14 protein-coding genes are annotated in these 15,313 nt (G+C 67.4%); 10 read left to right on the top strand and 4 right to left on the bottom strand.

Annotated elements, in window-relative coordinates; genetic code table 11:
* Positions 1–171: 171 nt before the first annotated feature.
* A complete protein-coding gene (locus tag AC3FJ6_RS17355) occupies positions 172–1,812 on the bottom strand; it encodes a hypothetical protein (protein ID WP_488772997.1) in 1,641 nt (546 codons plus the stop codon).
* Positions 1,796–2,500 carry a glycoside hydrolase family 25 protein gene (locus tag AC3FJ6_RS17350; protein WP_487523807.1) on the bottom strand — a complete coding sequence of 235 codons (705 nt, stop codon included), beginning with the start codon at positions 2,498–2,500 and terminating at the stop codon, positions 1,796–1,798. Before AC3FJ6_RS17350 ends, AC3FJ6_RS17355 begins: the two co-directional genes overlap by 17 nt.
* A 506-nt stretch (positions 2,501–3,006) precedes the next feature.
* Here AC3FJ6_RS17350 and hpnI point away from each other — a divergent pair.
* Genes hpnI through AC3FJ6_RS17330 form a run of 4 tightly spaced genes read left to right on the top strand, consistent with a single transcriptional unit; the run spans position 3,007 to position 7,439 of the window.
* On the top strand, positions 3,007–4,212 hold the full coding sequence (gene hpnI, locus AC3FJ6_RS17345) for a bacteriohopanetetrol glucosamine biosynthesis glycosyltransferase HpnI (protein ID WP_488772996.1): 1,206 nt from the start codon (positions 3,007–3,009) through the stop codon (positions 4,210–4,212).
* Positions 4,209–5,630, top strand: coding sequence for a hopanoid biosynthesis associated radical SAM protein HpnJ (gene hpnJ / locus AC3FJ6_RS17340; protein ID WP_488772995.1), 1,422 nt, complete (start codon positions 4,209–4,211; stop codon positions 5,628–5,630). The genes hpnI and hpnJ overlap by 4 nt, the downstream gene beginning before the upstream one ends.
* Before the next feature lie 19 nt (positions 5,631–5,649).
* Positions 5,650–6,456, top strand: coding sequence for a hopanoid biosynthesis-associated protein HpnK (gene hpnK / locus AC3FJ6_RS17335; protein WP_488773162.1), 807 nt, complete (start codon positions 5,650–5,652; stop codon positions 6,454–6,456).
* Positions 6,453–7,439: a lysylphosphatidylglycerol synthase domain-containing protein gene (locus AC3FJ6_RS17330; protein WP_488772994.1), complete on the top strand. Its 987-nt coding sequence runs from the start codon at positions 6,453–6,455 to the stop codon at positions 7,437–7,439. The genes hpnK and AC3FJ6_RS17330 overlap by 4 nt, the downstream gene beginning before the upstream one ends.
* Positions 7,440–7,504: 65 nt before the next feature.
* On the opposite strand, the gene AC3FJ6_RS17325 is transcribed toward AC3FJ6_RS17330, so the two are convergent.
* Entirely contained in the window at positions 7,505–8,479 is a 975-nt protein-coding gene (locus tag AC3FJ6_RS17325; protein ID WP_488772993.1) for an SRPBCC family protein, read from the bottom strand.
* Entirely contained in the window at positions 8,445–8,819 is a 375-nt protein-coding gene (locus tag AC3FJ6_RS17320; RefSeq protein WP_092595571.1) for an ArsR/SmtB family transcription factor, read from the bottom strand. The genes AC3FJ6_RS17325 and AC3FJ6_RS17320 overlap by 35 nt, the downstream gene beginning before the upstream one ends.
* Before the next feature lie 234 nt (positions 8,820–9,053).
* Here AC3FJ6_RS17320 and AC3FJ6_RS17315 point away from each other — a divergent pair, with 234 nt between their 5' ends.
* The 6 genes from AC3FJ6_RS17315 to aepY are packed head-to-tail and all read left to right on the top strand — an operon-like array spanning position 9,054 to position 15,311.
* Complete coding sequence (locus AC3FJ6_RS17315; protein ID WP_488772992.1) at positions 9,054–9,734, top strand: CDP-alcohol phosphatidyltransferase family protein; 681 nt, start codon at positions 9,054–9,056, stop codon at positions 9,732–9,734.
* An 8-nt stretch (positions 9,735–9,742) separates the two neighbouring features.
* Positions 9,743–10,564, top strand: coding sequence for a HalD/BesD family halogenase (locus AC3FJ6_RS17310; protein ID WP_488772991.1), 822 nt, complete (start codon positions 9,743–9,745; stop codon positions 10,562–10,564).
* A gap of 8 nt (positions 10,565–10,572) precedes the next feature.
* Complete coding sequence (locus AC3FJ6_RS17305; protein ID WP_488772990.1) at positions 10,573–11,634, top strand: lysylphosphatidylglycerol synthase domain-containing protein; 1,062 nt, start codon at positions 10,573–10,575, stop codon at positions 11,632–11,634.
* A gap of 34 nt (positions 11,635–11,668) precedes the next feature.
* Entirely contained in the window at positions 11,669–12,424 is a 756-nt protein-coding gene (locus AC3FJ6_RS17300; protein ID WP_488772989.1) for a phosphocholine cytidylyltransferase family protein, read from the top strand.
* Positions 12,421–14,127, top strand: a complete 1,707-nt coding sequence (aepX, locus tag AC3FJ6_RS17295) for a phosphoenolpyruvate mutase (RefSeq protein ID WP_153950136.1) — start codon at positions 12,421–12,423, stop codon at positions 14,125–14,127. The genes AC3FJ6_RS17300 and aepX overlap by 4 nt, the downstream gene beginning before the upstream one ends.
* The gene (gene aepY, locus AC3FJ6_RS17290) at positions 14,124–15,311 is read left to right on the top strand and encodes a phosphonopyruvate decarboxylase (protein WP_488772988.1); all 1,188 of its coding nucleotides are present in this window, start codon (positions 14,124–14,126) and stop codon (positions 15,309–15,311) included. Before aepX ends, aepY begins: the two co-directional genes overlap by 4 nt.
* The last annotated feature ends 2 nt before the right edge of the window (positions 15,312–15,313 follow it).

Genomic DNA, 15,313 nt, shown 5'->3' with positions numbered 1-15,313 from the left:
CGCGTGGCAGGTCGCATCTGGATACTAGTGCGGGGGCGTGCGATGCGCCGTCAGCAAATCGCGGACAACGGTATCGGTGAAAAGATGACTTGGGGCACGCATGGCCCCGGTAAGCCGATGCTTAAGTCCGGCCCCGGCGGCGCCCGACGCGTTGCGCGCCGGGCCAGGGCATCACGGATGCGTCGACACGTCGCCGTAAAGCTGCCGCATGAATGCCCGGAACACCGGGTTCATCACGTCGTCGTGGTTTCGGATCACATCGCCGTCCACCTGGATATTCCAGACCATCGTATTGGCCCGCATGGCCCCGCCGCCGCCGTCGGCCATCGTCAGGTAGCTGCCACCGCAGAACGTGCGCGCCCAGTCGGGCTTCAGCAGATGGTCCGCCCCCAGGTTCTGCTGGAAGAATGCGGCGGCGTTCTGCGCTTCGAGTGTCTTGTTCAGGCGCACCGCCTGGCCCAGCGCATCGCCATGCAGGGCCTTCAGTTCGGCCTCGGACTTCCATCCCGGGCAAGCGTCGTCCGCCCCAGCCGCGGCGCCGGCTTGCCCGGCCCCTTCCGCCGCCGGGACCGGGCCCGGCGCGTGTGCGCGGAGCTGGTGCGTCAGGTACTGGTCGATATGGCCGGGGGTCTTCTTCATGGCCGTGCCCTGCTCCGGCGTGGTCTCGCGCTCGAACAGCGTATTGACGGAACGCCCGATCGGAAACGCGATGCCCGTCGCCCAGTCCTTGGTCGACGTCACCGACACCAGCAGCGGCGGCTGGAAGGTGGGCGGGGCGTAGCGCCTGGAAACATGGTCGAGCGCCTCGTAGCGCGACGCTTCGAAGGCGGGATTGATCAGCACGATCATGTCCGCCGGCCGCTCGGGGGGCGCCGGCTTGACGCCCGGGCGGGCCAGGTCGCGCTGGGCGCTGAGCGATTCGATCAGCGGTCCCGACATGGCCGCATAGAGGATCAGCCCGCCGAAGCTATGGCCGATCATCAGTGTGCGGATACGCGGGCGCCGCGCGCCCTGCTCGGACGCTGCGCCGGTCTGTTCGGCCACAGGTGGCCTGACTGCCGCCGCCGCAGGCGCGGGGGGCGCGGGGGGCGCCGAGGACGCGTCCGGGTCTTCGTCCGGCGGCAGCTGGTTGTAGTACGTCCGCAGCGAGCGCAGTCGGGCGAACAGTTCGCGCGCCGATCCGATCGACACGCGCCGCGCGGCCTCCTTGCGCGCCCAGAACGTCAGGCTCAGCACGGGGTCCGGTATCGCCCAGGACTTGCCGCGCCATGCCACATAGACGCCCACCACCGTTCTCGGATTGCCGCCGGGCCCCGCGCGGTCGCGCTCTTCGGCACCGGCCGCTTCCAGCAGGGCACGGAATTCCTGCACATTGGCGTCATCGGCCTGCGCGTTGTGCTTCCAGCCGTGCACGAACACCACGATGCTCAAGTCCTTGCGCTGCGCCAGCAGCGACCGCAGCCGCGCCATCAGGTGCTCGATCTGGTCCGATGGCGCGAGCGAAAGCGCGTCCGCCGCCAGCGGCGTCGGCGCCGCATCAGGAAACAGCCAGCCCTGGTCGTCGAACTCGACAAAATGCAGTTCGTACAGGCCCTCCACCGCTTCGGGCGAAACCTGCGCGCATCCCTCGGGCATGGGCGGCGGGGCGCCGGCCGTGCCGATGCCGGGCCGCTCGCAGCGACGGTCCTGGCCCGGATCCACCAGATGGGTGCGATAAGCGCGGTTGGGCGCGCAGGCGCAGAGTGCCAGCAGGGCCAGGCCGCAGGCGATCCGGGCCGGCCGCGCGCCGCGCCGGCTATCCGTTCTGGTCATTCGCGCCGGGTGCCGTCTTGAAATATTCGGCAAACGGCCATGCGTTCTTCAGCGTGGATTCGGTCCCGAGGTAGCAGTCGCGATCGGTCGCGGCCATTCCGGCAAACGCATGCGGCGCCGGCCCCAGCCTGCCGTCGGTGTATTGCCAGAGCGTGAAGTGCGGCCAGGTGTCCGTAGGTATCCCGATCGGCTCGCTTCTGTACCGCGCGTACCAGAGCGGACAGTTCTTGAGGATGGGGTCGGCGCCATGGGCCTGCACGGCGTCGCGCAGCATGTTGCCGCCGTAGATCATTGGCCAGCGGCCGGTCTTGTCCCGCACCCGGGCCACGAAGTCCTGGGCCTGCGCCAGCGTCATGTCCGGGCCGCTCGAACTGGGTTCGAAATCGAGGCAGAACAGCGTGGCGCTATTGTCCACGTCGGGATCGCCGGCCTGGGTGATGTCGAGAAAGTTCTTCGCCTGATCGGCTGCCGGGCGGGCGCTGGAAAAGTGGTAGGCGCCCCACAGCAGCCCGGCGGCCAATGCTTGCTGGCGACGCTCCCGGTAGAACGGGTCCTGGAACGTAGCGCCCTCGCTTGCCTTGTGGATCACCGCCCTGACCCCTGCATTCCTGAGCTTGACGGCATCGAAGTGGTTGTCATGGTGGATATCGATGATCACATCGATCGATCCTGGCAGGGTCTCTGGCATCGCAAGCCTCCCGATTCGGTGCAGTCAAGCTACGGCGCAGCCGGTGGCCCGCCACCTGGCCGGCCGTACGCGCCCGCGCACACCCGGGCCGTACGAGGCCGCGCCGACGGACGTTTGGCAAACAGGCCTCGCTTGCCCGTTGGGAAGCATAGGCAACGGGTCGGGCAAACCTTCTCAGCCAGGTGGATGACTTCGTGCTGCCGATTTTTCAAGGCTGAGTTACACGCGATTTTTCTCGCGCGGCCGACAACATGCCACGCCAGTTGCTTCAGCATGCGCCAGCGCCACTTCCGGAACGCAGTCGACAATGATTTGCATTGCCCGGCGAAGGTTCGGCCGGCCACACACCAATTTGCCAGGGCTTAATGTCCTCTTAACGGTCTGGTGACACAGTGGCCTCCACAAGGCGAGGCAGGTTGATGCCAACCGCATGACGGGCGGCAGCATGTCATGGGCCCTCGCGGCAGGAACGGGTCGAGATCATCTCGCATGCGAGGGGGCAAGCCATGAGCGCCGTCTGGACAGATACCGTGGGCCGATTGCTGGTCGAGTCCGCCACGGTGTATGCGATCGTCGCGGCAAGCCTCAGCCGGCGTCATCCCGATCCCAGCGCCCTGCCCCGGCACTACGCGCCGGTCTCGGTGCTCAAGCCGCTGTGCGGCACCGAGCCACGCCTGTATGAAAACCTGGCCGGGCTCTGCCGTCAGCAGCATCCATGTTTCCAGCTGGTTTTTGGGGTCTGTAGCGCCGACGATCCGGCCATCGCCGTCGTGCATCGGCTACAGGCCGAGTTTCGCGATTGCGATATCGCGCTGGTCGTCGATTCGCGCATCCATGGCCGGAATCCGAAGGTCAGCAACCTGATCAACCTGTACCGGGCCGCCCGCCACGATCACCTGGTGATCGCCGACAGCGACATCGCGGTGCCACCCGACTATCTGCAGCGCCTGGCCGGCCCGCTGGGCGATCCGCACGTCGGCGTGGTGACATGCCTGTATCGGGGCCGGCCGGTCCACAACCTGTGGTCGCGGCTGGGTGCCGCGTTCATTGACGACTGGTTTGCGCCATCGGTGCGCGTGGCCCATGCCGGTGGTTCGCGGCGCTTCGGATTTGGCGCGACCATCGCCTTGCGGCGCGACACGCTCAATGCCATCGGCGGCTTCCACGCCCTGGCCAACCGCCTGGCCGACGACTTCTGGCTTGCCGAGCTCACGCGCCAGTCGGGATGGCAAACCGTGCTGTCCGAAGTGGTGGTGCAGACCGACGTGGTCGAAACCAGCCTGTCCGCGCTGTGGCGCCACGAACTGCGGTGGCTGCGCACGATCCGGTCGCTGAGTGCCCCGGGCTTCTACTTCATGTTCGTGACGTTCACCTGGCCGATGCTGCTGCTGGGTGGCCTGCTGGCCCCGCTGCCGATGGTGCTGGTCATCGCCATGGCCGGTGCGCTGGCCCGTTGCGCCGCGGCGGGCAGCCCCGGCAAGGCCCTGATGGCCCCGCTGCGCGACGCCCTGCTGCTGGTCGAATGGGTGGCCGCGCTGGGCAACGGGCACGTGCATTGGCGTGGCCACGTGATGGCCACCGCCGACAGCCCCGGCCTGCCCGGCACAGCCCCGGACAGCCGTCCCGGCATCGCACCCGCGGCGATGCCGCATGCCCTGGGCGGCGGTCTGGCGGCGTCCGCTCATCCCCATCCACAGGATAAAACCCGATGAAAACGCTGTTCCTGCAGGCGCCCTCCTACGATGGGTTCGACGGCGGCGCCGGGTCGCGCTACCAGGCCAAGCGCGAGATCAAGTCGTTCTGGTACCCGACGTGGCTGGCGCAGCCGGCGGCGCTGGTGCCGAACAGCCGCGTGCTCGATGCCCCGGCCGACGGGCTGGGCGTGGAGCAGACGCTGAATATCGCCGTCGACTATGACCTCGTCATCATCCATACCAGTACGCCGTCGTTCCCCACCGACGCCAGGTTTGCCGAGCAGCTCAAGGCGCGGCGCCCCGGCCTGTTGATCGGCATGGTCGGCGCGAAGGCCGCCGTGGACCCCGGCGGCACGCTGTCGGCCACCACGGCCATCGACTTCGTATGCCGCGAGGAATTCGACTACACCTGCCAGGACGTGGCGGCCGGCAAGCCGCTGCGGGACATCGCCGGCCTCAGCTACCGCTTGCCGGACGGATCGATCGAGCACAACGCGCCGCGCCCGATGATCGAGAATATGGACGAACTGCCATTCGTTGCGCCGATCTACAAGCGTGACCTGAAGATCCGGAACTACTTTATCGGCTATCTGCTGCATCCCTATGTGTCGATCTACACCGGGCGCGGCTGCCGGTCGCGCTGTACGTTCTGCCTCTGGCCGCAGACGGTGGGCGGGCATCGGTACCGTACCCGGTCCGCGCAAAGCGTGATCGAGGAAGTCAGGTGGATCAAGGAGAACATGCCCGAGGTGCGCGAGATCATGTTCGATGACGACACGTTCACCGACTTCAGGCCGCGCGTGGAAGAGATCGCCCGGGGGCTGGGCCAGATCGGGCTGCCGTGGTCGTGCAACGCCAAGGCCAACGTGCCTTACAGCACGCTCAAGATCATGAAGGACAACGGCCTGCGGTTGCTGCTGGTGGGCTACGAGTCCGGTGACGATCAGATTCTTCTGAATATAAAGAAAGGGCTACGCACCGACATCGCACGGCGCTTTACGGACGACTGCCGCAAGCTCGGCATCCAGATCCACGGCACGTTCATCCTCGGGTTGCCCGGCGAGACGCGCGAGACCATCGAGAAGACCATCGCCTACGCCAAGGAGATCAATCCGCATACGATCCAGGTGTCGCTGGCGGCCCCGTATCCGGGCACGACCCTGTACCGGCAGGCCGTGGACAACGGCTGGCTCGAAGACAACAAGGTGATCCATCTGGTCAACAACCAGGGGGTGCAACTGGCCGCCATCAGCTACCCGCACCTGAGCCGCGAGGAGATCTATCACGGCGTGGAAACGTTCTACCGGCGCTTTTATTTCCGGCCGGGCAAGATCTGGGAAATCGTCAGGGAGATGATGGGCAGCTGGAGCATGACGCGGCGGCGCCTGCGCGAAGGCGTGGAGTTTTTCCGATTCCTGCATTCGCACGAGGCCTGAGGCCATGGCTCGCCGCCGGATGCTGATCGTGACCGCCGATGACTTCGGCCTGCACGGGGACGTCAACGAGGCCGTGGAACGCGCGCATTGCGAGGGCATCCTCAATGCTGCCAGCCTGATGGTCGGGGCCCCGGCCACCGCCGATGCCGTGGCGCGCGCGCGCCGGCTGCCCGGGCTGCGCGTGGGGCTGCACCTGGTGCTGGCCGATGGGTGGTCGACGCTGCCCTGGGAGTCGATTCCGGACCTGGTCGATATCGACGGGCGCTTTGGCGATGCCATGGTGCGCGATGGCGTGCGCTTCGCGCTGTATCCCACGTTGCGCGCGCAGCTGGCCGCCGAGATCCGCGCCCAGTTCGAAGCGTTCGCGCGTACCGGCCTGCCGCTCGACCACGTGAACGCGCACAAGCACTTCCACCTGCATCCCACCGTGCTGGGGCTGATCCTGCGCATCGGGCGCGACTATGGCCTGCGCGCCATGCGGCTGCCACGCGAGGCCCGTGGCCCGCTGTTCCTGCGCCCTTGGCTGGCGTTGCTGCACCGGCGGATGGACCGCGCCGGCATTGCCCACAACGATTTCGTGCTCGGGCTGTCTTCCAGCGGGGCGATGGACGAAGCCGCGCTGCTTGCCGCGCTTGATCGGCTGCCGGACGGCGTGGTGGAGATCTATTGCCATCCGGCTGTCAGCTCGGGCGCGCGGATCGGCGCGTCGATGACCGGCTATCGGCATGCCGACGAACTGGCGGCGCTGCTGTCGCCCCGGGTACGCGCGGCGGCCGAACGCGTGGCCCCGCGGCGCGGCGGCTTTGCCGACCTGATCGCCGCATGAGGCTCAAACGCCTGGCGCTGGCGGGCGCGCTGGCGGGCTTGCTGATCCTCACCGCCGTGGTCACCCAGGCGGGCCTGGCCGAAGTGGGCGACATCCTGCGGCGCGCCGGCTGGCCATTGCTGTGGCTGGTGCCCATCCACCTGGCCGCGTTATGGCTCGATGCACGCGGATGGCGCACGCTGCTGGCGCCGGCCGATCCCGCGGCCCGGGCCGATACCGGTTTCCTGCTGTGGGTTGCCACCGTGCGCGAGGCCGTCACGCGGCTGCTGCCAAGCGCCGGCATTGGGGGCGAAATCGTCGGTATCCGCCTGGCGTGGCGCCGCGTGCCCGACGGCAGCGCCGTCACGGCCAGCGTGGTGATCGAAGTCATGGTGACGATGTTCGCGCAATACCTGTTCGCGCTGGCCGGCGTGCTGCTGCTGGTCTCGACCACCCCGCTGACCGGGCATGGCATGCTGATTGCGATCGGGCTGCTGCTGTCGCTGCCGGTCCCCGCGCTGTTCGCCTGGGCGCTGCGGCACGGCGCATGGTTCACGCGACTGGAAGGGGCGGCGCGCCGCATCCTGGGCCATGAGCACTGGCTGGCATCGCACATCGATGGCAAGCGGCTGGATGCGCAGATTCGCGCACTCTGTGGGCGCGCACGCGCGCTGTTCAGCACGCTGGCATGGCAGTTGGCCGGCCTGTCCGTGGGCACGGTGGAAGTCTGGTGGGGCCTGTCACTGCTGGGCCATCCCGTGAGCTTTGGCGCCGCGCTGGCCATCGAAGCCCTGACGCTGGCGGCGCGCCAGGTCGTCTTTTTCATCCCCGCCGGCCTGGGCGTGCAGGAGGCCGTGCTGATGGTACTGGGCACCGGCCTGGGCATTGCACCGCAGACCTCGCTGGCACTGGCCCTGGTCAAGCGCGCGCGGGAACTGGCGTTCGGCGTGCCGGCGCTGCTGTCGTGGCAGTGGGCCGAATGGCGCAGCCTGCGCAAGGCCTAGCGTTGCGCCCTGCTGCCCCATCCCGCCCCTTTGCGGTTTGTCGATTGACCTGGCGTGCCGGCGTTTCAGCGCGCCGCCTGCTCCACCCATTCACCGATGGCATCGAGCAGCAGCCGCGAGCCGTGTTCGCGCGAGCCCGCATCGTCATAGCCGTCCAGAAATGCGCCATGCTCGGTCAGCGTCAGTTGCGTGCCCTGCCCCACGGCTTTCAGCTCGAACACGGCCAGCGACACCGAGATCTTGCGGTCGCCCATGTGCATTTCGTAGCTGTACACCAGCCGCTCGTTCGGAATCACGTCGAAATAGACCGCGTCGAACGTCGACACCAGGCCGTTTTCCCATTTGCCCTGCAGATGCTCGCGGCCGCCGGGCCGCACGTCCATGGCGCGTGACACGGTCTGGTAGCCCGGCCCGCCGCGGAACCACTCGGCCTTGGCCGCCGGGTCGGTGAGCGCGCGGAACAGGAGCGCCGGCGGGGCATCGAACGTGCGCGAAATCGAGAAGGTGCCGTGGGCCACCGAGCGCGGCGGCGCTTCGGCGACGATACGGGCCACTTCCTGCTCCAGACGGTCCAGCGTCTGCTTCCAGCCGGCCTCGGCGCCACGGGTGAAGTCGCCGGCCGACGGATCGAGCAAGGTGTAGTCCTGCGTCACGCGCATCTCGGTGCCGCCGCAGACGGTTTCGAAGCCGACTGTCGTCAGGGCATTGAACAGCGGCTTGCCATCGACGGTGACCACGGTCATGTCGATCACCAGCCGCGCGTGCGGCATGACCTCGACAAAGTGGCCCCGGATCCAGTGCTCGAATTCGCCGCCCTGCGAGCGCATGCACAGGTCGAACTTGCCGCCCGGATGGAATTCGACCTCGCAGGCCGGCACGGTGAAGCCCTGTGGGCAGAACCAGTGCTTCAGGTGATCGGCCGTGCTCCAGGCCTTGAAAACAAGGTCGCGCGGGGCGTTGAAGGCGCGCGATACGGTCAGCCGGTGCTGGGCGTGCTGCGGCGTATCAGTCTTCGTTGCGGTTGCGGTCGCGGGTGCCATCGGATGCTGCCTCCTTTTTCATGGTTTCTAGATATTCGCCCAGGCGGTCGAAATGGCCTTCCCATTCGGCGCGGCGGGCGCTGATCCACTGCTCTGCCTCGCTCAGCGCATTGGGCGCCATGCGGCAGGTGCGTACCCGACCGACCTTCTCGGTACTGACCAGCCCGGCCTGTTCCAGCACCGAAAGGTGCTGCATCACCGCCGGCAACGACATCGCCAGCGGCTTGGCCAGGTCCGAGACCGACAGCGGTCCGCGTGCCAGTTGCACAAGCATCGTGCGCCGCGTGGTGTCGGCCAGGGCCTGGAACGTGGCGTCGAGAGGATCGGAATAGTTAAGCATGTCCTTTAGTATAGAGACTTCCGATAGTTAAGCAAGGACTTTAGTGATTGGTTTCACGCCGTGCGTTGGTGCGCCCCGGGGCCCGTCATGGCGTCGCCTTGACCGCCCCTGCTGCAGGGGTGCGGGAAAGGGCGTATTCTCGTGAACTTGTCTTTCGGGCGTCGTAGGCGTAGTGTTCCGCATCGCCTGGCGCGCCGAAGTGCCGGAGCCGCCCCTCCAGACCAGTTTTGACGGATGAACCAGAAATCCCCTAAATACCCGGATGAACCGCCCTTGCCGTCCACCTGGGATGCCCGCCTTGCCCGCCATCTGGTGCGGCCCCTCAAGAACACCCGTGTCTCCCCGAACCACCTGACCACGCTGCGGCTGCTGATCGGCGTCGCCGGCATCGCCTGCATTGCGCAGGGTGGCTACGCGTGGAGCAACTGGGGCGCACTGCTCGTCGTCATTTCCAACTTCGTCGATCACACCGACGGTGAGTTGGCCCGGATTAGCGGCAAATCGAGCAAGATCGGTCACTTTTACGACCTGGCCAGCGATGCGCTGATTACGGTGCTGCTGTTTGTCAGCTTTGGCATGGCCGTGGCCAATACGACCGCGCCCGGCGGCACGCCGGAGGTTTTCGGGCCGGTGCTGCGCGGCACGATCGCGGGCCTTGCCGTGGCGCTGATCTTCTTCCTGCGCATGCGTATAGAATCGCGGGTTGGCAAAAGTGGAACCAAACAGGCATCGGCGGGCGGATTCGAGACCGAAGACGTGCTGTACCTGCTGCCGCTGGTGACGCTGACGGACGGTATCGGTCCTTTCCTGACCGCCGCCTCGATCGGCGCCCCGCTTTTTGCCCTGTTGGTCATCATCGATTACTGGCGAGTCATGCGGCGCCCCCAGCCAGTCGCAACCTCCACCGAACACTGAGGCAGCCCATGCCAGAGCAAGTTACCGGCGACATCGCCATCGCCCCGCAGTTGGCGCGCGAAGCCGAAGCCGTGGCCGGACGTCCGGCCACGCGCCGCCCGGACGCCGCCGTGGCCAGCGTGGTGTCGCAACTGGACACCCCCGCCCTGCGCCAGGACTTCGACCGCCAGGGCGCGTTCCTGTACCTGGACAAGTTCCTGGGCCCGGACGAGACCGCCCAGCTGGTGACGCTGGCCCGCGCGCTGCAGTCCGGCCTGAACCGCAACTACCTGCCCGGCCACAAGCAGGGCGGCAGCGTCAGCCGCCACACGATCGACGAAAAGGCCCCGTTCATTGCCGAGCTGTATCGCTCGAAGGCGCTGATCGGCTGGCTGGAAGCCGTGACCGGCGACAAGCTCCAGGTCTGCCCGGAAACCGATCCGCACGCCTACGCGCTCTATTACTACACGCGCCAGGGCGACCACATCGGCTGGCACTACGACACGTCCTATTACGACGGCCGGCGCTACACGTTGCTGATCGGCGTGCTGGACGAATCGACCTGCCGGCTCGACTACGAACTCCACACGCGCAACCCCGACATCGCGGACGAACCGGGCTCGGTGCAGATTCCGCCGGGCGGCATCGTGCTGTTCGACGGCGACAAGCTGCGCCACCGCATCACGCCGGCCGGCCCGAACGAGATCCGCGTGTCGCTGACTTTCGAATATGTGACCGATCCGGGCATGCGCCCGTGGCTGCGCTTCATCTCGAACATGAAGGACGCCGTGGCGTACTTCGGGTTCCGCCAGGTGTTCCGGCGCCTGCTGGGCGGGAAGTCAGCGAGGTAGTTGGCAGCGTGAATCGTGCAGCTTTCATTTTTCTGTCGGTAGGCGCGGCGCTGTTCGTGGGGCTGCTGGCCTGGCAGGGCTTTGGCGCGGTGACCACCACGCTGATGTCGGCCGGCTGGGGCCTGGCCGTGGTGGCCGCGTTCCATCTGGTGCCGCTGGCGCTCGATGCCGGCGCCATTGCCGTGCTGATGGACCGCAAGACCCGCCACGGGTCGTTCTGCAGCGCCCTCAAGGCGCGCTGGACCGGCGAATCGGTCAACAGCCTGCTGCCGGCCGGCCAGATCGGCGGGCCGGTGCTGATGGTGCGCTACCTGTCGCAGCGCGGCGCGCGCATGCGCGACGCGGCGGCCGCCATCACCGTCAGCACCACCACCCAGGCGCTGTCGCAGATGCTGTTCGCGCTGCTGGGCATTGCCGTGTTCGGCGCCAACGGCGACATGTCCGAGTACCGTACCCCGATCATCGCCGTGACCGTGGTGCTGGGCGCCTGCGTGCTGGCGTTCTGCGTGCTGCAGCGGCGCGGGATGTTCGGCCGCATGATGCGCATCGGGCAGAAACTGTTCGGCAAGCGCGCCGATGCGACGCAAGCCGCAGCCAACGACGGCAGCGACGGCAGCGACGCCAGGCCGGGCCGCTGGGCCGGGCTGGCCCTGCGTGCAGACGCCGTGGACAGTGCGATTCGGGAACTGTATCGCGACCGCAAGAAGGTTGCGGCCAGCTTCGGGCTTAACCTGCTGGGCTGGATCGCCGGCACCGGCGAGGTCTGGCTGATTCTTTATTTCCTGGGGCATCCGGTGGACTGGCACGAGGCGTTGCTGCTCGAAAGCGTGGGCCAGGCCATCCGGGGTGCCGCGTTTGCCATTCCGGGGTCGCTCGGTGCGCAGGAAGGCGGCTACCTGCTGCTGGCGCCGCTGGTGGGCCTGCCGCCCGACGCCGCGCTGGCGCTGTCGCTGGCCAAGCGCGTGCGCGAGCTGGTGCTCGGCATTCCCGGACTGGTGTATCTGCATTTCAGCGAACGGAAGTTCCAGCGCCGTCGCGCCGCGCACGCCCTGGCGGCGGATCGAGGCTAGCGCGGCCACATTCATTTCTCATGAGAACAACGTGATGCGAGCAATCATTCTTGCCGCGGGCCTTGGCCTGCGACTTCAGCAACAGCCGGGCAAGCAGTTCCCGAAATGCCTGTTGCGCTTTGACGGGCTCACGCTGCTCGAACGTCACCTGCGCCTGCTCGATGCGGCCGGCGTGACCGAAGTGGTGCTGGCGCTCGGCTTCGAGCCGGACCAGGTCAAGGAAGAGCTGGCCCGAATCGGCCGCGACCTCGAAATCGTGATCAACACGCGCTACGACCTGGGCAGCGTGCTGACCGTGCATACCGTGGCCGACGCCATGACGCGCGGCGACGACGTGCTGCTGATGGACGCCGACGTGCTCTACGACGAGCGCATCATGGCCAAGCTGGTGGCCGGCGACACCGTGAACCGCCTGCTGATCGACCGCGACTTCGAAGCCGGCGACGAGCCCGTGAAGCTGTGCCTGAAGGACGGCGTGCCCGTGGAACTGCGCAAGCAGCTCATGGCCGACCTGCAGTACGACACCATCGGCGAGTCGGTCGGCTTCTTCCGCTTCAAGGAAGACTGCGCGCGCCGCCTGGCCGACATCGTCAAGGGCTACGTCGACTCGGGCCGCGCCAACATGCCGCACGAGGAAGCCGTGCGCGACCTGCTGCTGGAACAGTCCCACGTATTCGACACTGCCGACGTGACCGGCGCCCCGTGGATCGAAATCGATTTTCCCGGCGACGTCTCGCGCGCAGCCGTTGAAGTCCTGCCCCAACTTCTGCCTGTAGGAATCGCCCAATGAACGCCATCGACCCGAACCTGCTCGCCAACTCCGGAACTTCGGTGCCCCTGTCGCGCGCCGCGCGACTGCGCCAGATGCTGCTCTCGAACGAGCTCGAATTCATCATGGAAGCCCATAACGGCCTGTCCGCACGCATCGTGCGCGAGGCCGGCTTCAAGGGCATCTGGGCGTCCGGCCTGGCCATTTCGGCCCAGTTCGGCGTGCGCGACAACAACGAGGCCAGCTGGACCCAGGTGGTGGACAACCTGGAGTTCATGGCCGACGCCAGCGACCTGCCCATCCTGCTGGATGGCGACACCGGCTACGGCAACTTCAACAACGTGCGCCGCCTGGTACGCAAGCTGGAGCAGCGCGGCATTGCCGGCGTCTGCATCGAGGACAAGATCTTCCCGAAGACAAACAGCTTCATCGGCGGCGAGCAGCAGCCGCTGGCCGATATTGACGAGTTCTGCGGCAAGATCAAGGCCGGCAAGGATTCGCAGGCCGACGACAACTTCTCGATCGTGGCCCGCGTGGAGGCCCTGATCGCGGGCTGGGGCATGGAAGAAGCGCTGCGCCGCGCCGAGGCCTACCGCCAGGCTGGCGCGGACGCCATCCTGATCCACAGCAAGCTGTCGAAGGCCGACGAGATCGTGACGTTCGCCCGCGAATGGGGCAACCGCGCCCCGCTGGTGATCGTGCCGACCAAGTACTACAGCACGCCGACCGACGTGTTCCGCAAGGCTGGCATCAGCCTGATCATCTGGGCCAACCACCTGATCCGCGTGGCCGCATCGGGCATGCAGGCCGTGGCGAAGGATATCTACGAGAACCAGACGCTGGTCAATGTGGAAGACCGCATCGCCACCGTCAACGAGATCTTCCGCCTGCAGGATGCCGACGAATACTCGGCCGCCGAGAAGATCTACCTGACCGGCGGCCAGGCGCCGGGCTCGGCCGTGGTGCTGGCCGCAGGCCGTGGCAAGGGCCTGGAGGCGCTGACCGAGGACAAGCCCAAGGTCATGCTGCCGGTGGCCGGCAAGCCGCTGCTGCGCTGGCTGGTGGACGGCTTCAAGAACCAGGGCATCAACGACATCACAGTGGTGGGCGGCTACAAGGCCGAGGCCATCGACGCGGCCGGCATCAACCTGGTGCGCAACGACCGCTATGCCGAAACCGGCGAGCTGGCGTCGCTGGCGGCCGCCGCCGACACGCTGCAGAACGACACCGTGATCGCCTATGGCGACCTGCTGTTCCGCAGCTACATCCTGCGCGACCTGGTGGACACCGATGCGCCGTTCAGCGTGGTGATCGATTCGTCGGAATCGGCGCCGTCCAACCAGAGCGTGCGTGACTTTGCCTGGTGCTCGGCATCGGACGACCGCGACCTGTTCGGCCAGAAGGTGCTGCTCAAGAAGATCTCGGACGACGTGCCGGCCGGCGACGCCCCGCACGGCCGCTGGATCGGCCTGATGAACGTGCGTGGCGAAGGCCGCGCTCGCCTGCAGACGCTGCTGGGCGAACTGCGCCAGCGCCCGGACTTCGACAAGCTGGACCTGCCCGACCTGCTCAACGCGCTGGTCGCCGCCGGCGAACAGGTGGAGGTCAAGTACGTGCACGGCCACTGGCGTGGCGTGAACGACCTGGAAGACTTCCGCCGCGCCGGCGATTTCGCGCACGGCCAGACGCCGTTCGCGGTGGGCAACGGCGAGGCCGCTCAATGATCGAGGCGGTCCAGTTCGTGGAAGCCGCGCGCGAGCGCGGCTTCGAGTGGTATGCGGGCGTGCCCTGCTCGTACCTGACGCCGTTCATCAACTACGTGGTGCAGGACCCGTCGCTGCACTACGTGTCGGCCGCCAACGAAGGCGATGCCGTGGCGTTTATCGCCGGGGTGACGCAGGGGGCGCGCGATGGCGTGCGCGGCATCACGATGATGCAGAACTCGGGCCTCGGCAACGCGGTGAGCCCGCTGACGTCGCTGACCTGGACGTTCCGCCTGCCGCAGCTGCTGATCGTCACGTGGCGCGGCCAGCCCGGCGGCGCGGCGGACGAACCGCAGCACGCGCTGATGGGTCCGGTAACGCCCCAGATGCTCGACACGATGGACATCCCGTGGGAGCTGTTCCCCACCGAGCCGCAGGCCGTGGGCCCGGCGCTGGATCGGGCCATCGCCCATATGGACGCCACGGGCCGCCCGTACGCGCTGATCATGCAGAAGGGCAGCGTCGCACCCTACCCGCTCAAGTCGCAGAAGGGGCCCATCGCACGTGACAGGGCGCTGCCGGAAGTGTCCCGCACCGGCGCCGCCACGCTGCCGAGCCGCACGGATGCGCTGCAGCGCGTGATTGCCCATACGCCAGTCGATTCGACCGTGGTACTGGCATCGACCGGCTTTTGCGGCCGCGAGCTTTACGCGCTGGACGACCGGCCAAACCAGCTTTACATGGTGGGATCGATGGGCTGCCTGACGCCGTTCGCGCTCGGCCTGGCCCTCGCACGCCCGGACCTGAAGGTGGTGGCGGTCGATGGCGACGGCGCCGCGCTGATGCGCATGGGTGTGTTTGCCACGCTGGGCGCCTATGGCCCGGCCAACCTGACGCACGTGCTGCTGGACAACAACGCCCACGATTCCACGGGCGGACAGGCCACGGTGTCGCACAACGTGTCGTTTGCCGGTGTGGCGGCGGCGTGTGGCTACGCGTCGGCCATCGAGGGCGACAACCTGGCCATGCTGGACGCCGTGCTGGCCCGTGCGGCCACGGCCACGGCGGGCCCGAACTTTGTGTGCCTGCAGACGCGCCCCGGCTCGCCGGACGACCTGCCGCGCCCCTCGGTGACGCCCGTGCAGGTGTCCACGCGCCTGGGCCGCCAGATTGGCGCCAACCAGGGCAACGCCAGCCACGCCTGACT

Source organism: Cupriavidus sp. 94F1 (genome assembly GCF_057798875.1).
The sequence above is the reverse complement of the archived record's forward strand: the minus strand, read 5'-3'. Positions and strand labels throughout refer to the sequence as shown.

Bases quoted from the DNA above. Each gene is read 5' to 3' on its own strand.
- AC3FJ6_RS17355 (WP_488772997.1), bottom strand. From the start codon at position 1,812: ATGACCAGAACGGATAGCCGGCGCGGCGCGCGGCCGGCCCGGATCGCC.
- AC3FJ6_RS17350 (WP_487523807.1), bottom strand. From the start codon at position 2,500: ATGCCAGAGACCCTGCCAGGATCGATCGATGTGATCATCGATATCCAC.
- hpnI (WP_488772996.1), top strand. From the start codon at position 3,007: ATGAGCGCCGTCTGGACAGATACCGTGGGCCGATTGCTGGTCGAGTCC.
- hpnJ (WP_488772995.1), top strand. From the start codon at position 4,209: ATGAAAACGCTGTTCCTGCAGGCGCCCTCCTACGATGGGTTCGACGGC.
- hpnK (WP_488773162.1), top strand. From the start codon at position 5,650: ATGCTGATCGTGACCGCCGATGACTTCGGCCTGCACGGGGACGTCAAC.
- AC3FJ6_RS17330 (WP_488772994.1), top strand. From the start codon at position 6,453: ATGAGGCTCAAACGCCTGGCGCTGGCGGGCGCGCTGGCGGGCTTGCTG.
- AC3FJ6_RS17325 (WP_488772993.1), bottom strand. From the start codon at position 8,479: ATGGCACCCGCGACCGCAACCGCAACGAAGACTGATACGCCGCAGCAC.
- AC3FJ6_RS17320 (WP_092595571.1), bottom strand. From the start codon at position 8,819: ATGCTTAACTATTCCGATCCTCTCGACGCCACGTTCCAGGCCCTGGCC.
- AC3FJ6_RS17315 (WP_488772992.1), top strand. From the start codon at position 9,054: ATGAACCAGAAATCCCCTAAATACCCGGATGAACCGCCCTTGCCGTCC.
- AC3FJ6_RS17310 (WP_488772991.1), top strand. From the start codon at position 9,743: ATGCCAGAGCAAGTTACCGGCGACATCGCCATCGCCCCGCAGTTGGCG.
- AC3FJ6_RS17300 (WP_488772989.1), top strand. From the start codon at position 11,669: ATGCGAGCAATCATTCTTGCCGCGGGCCTTGGCCTGCGACTTCAGCAA.
- aepX (WP_153950136.1), top strand. From the start codon at position 12,421: ATGAACGCCATCGACCCGAACCTGCTCGCCAACTCCGGAACTTCGGTG.
- aepY (WP_488772988.1), top strand. From the start codon at position 14,124: ATGATCGAGGCGGTCCAGTTCGTGGAAGCCGCGCGCGAGCGCGGCTTC.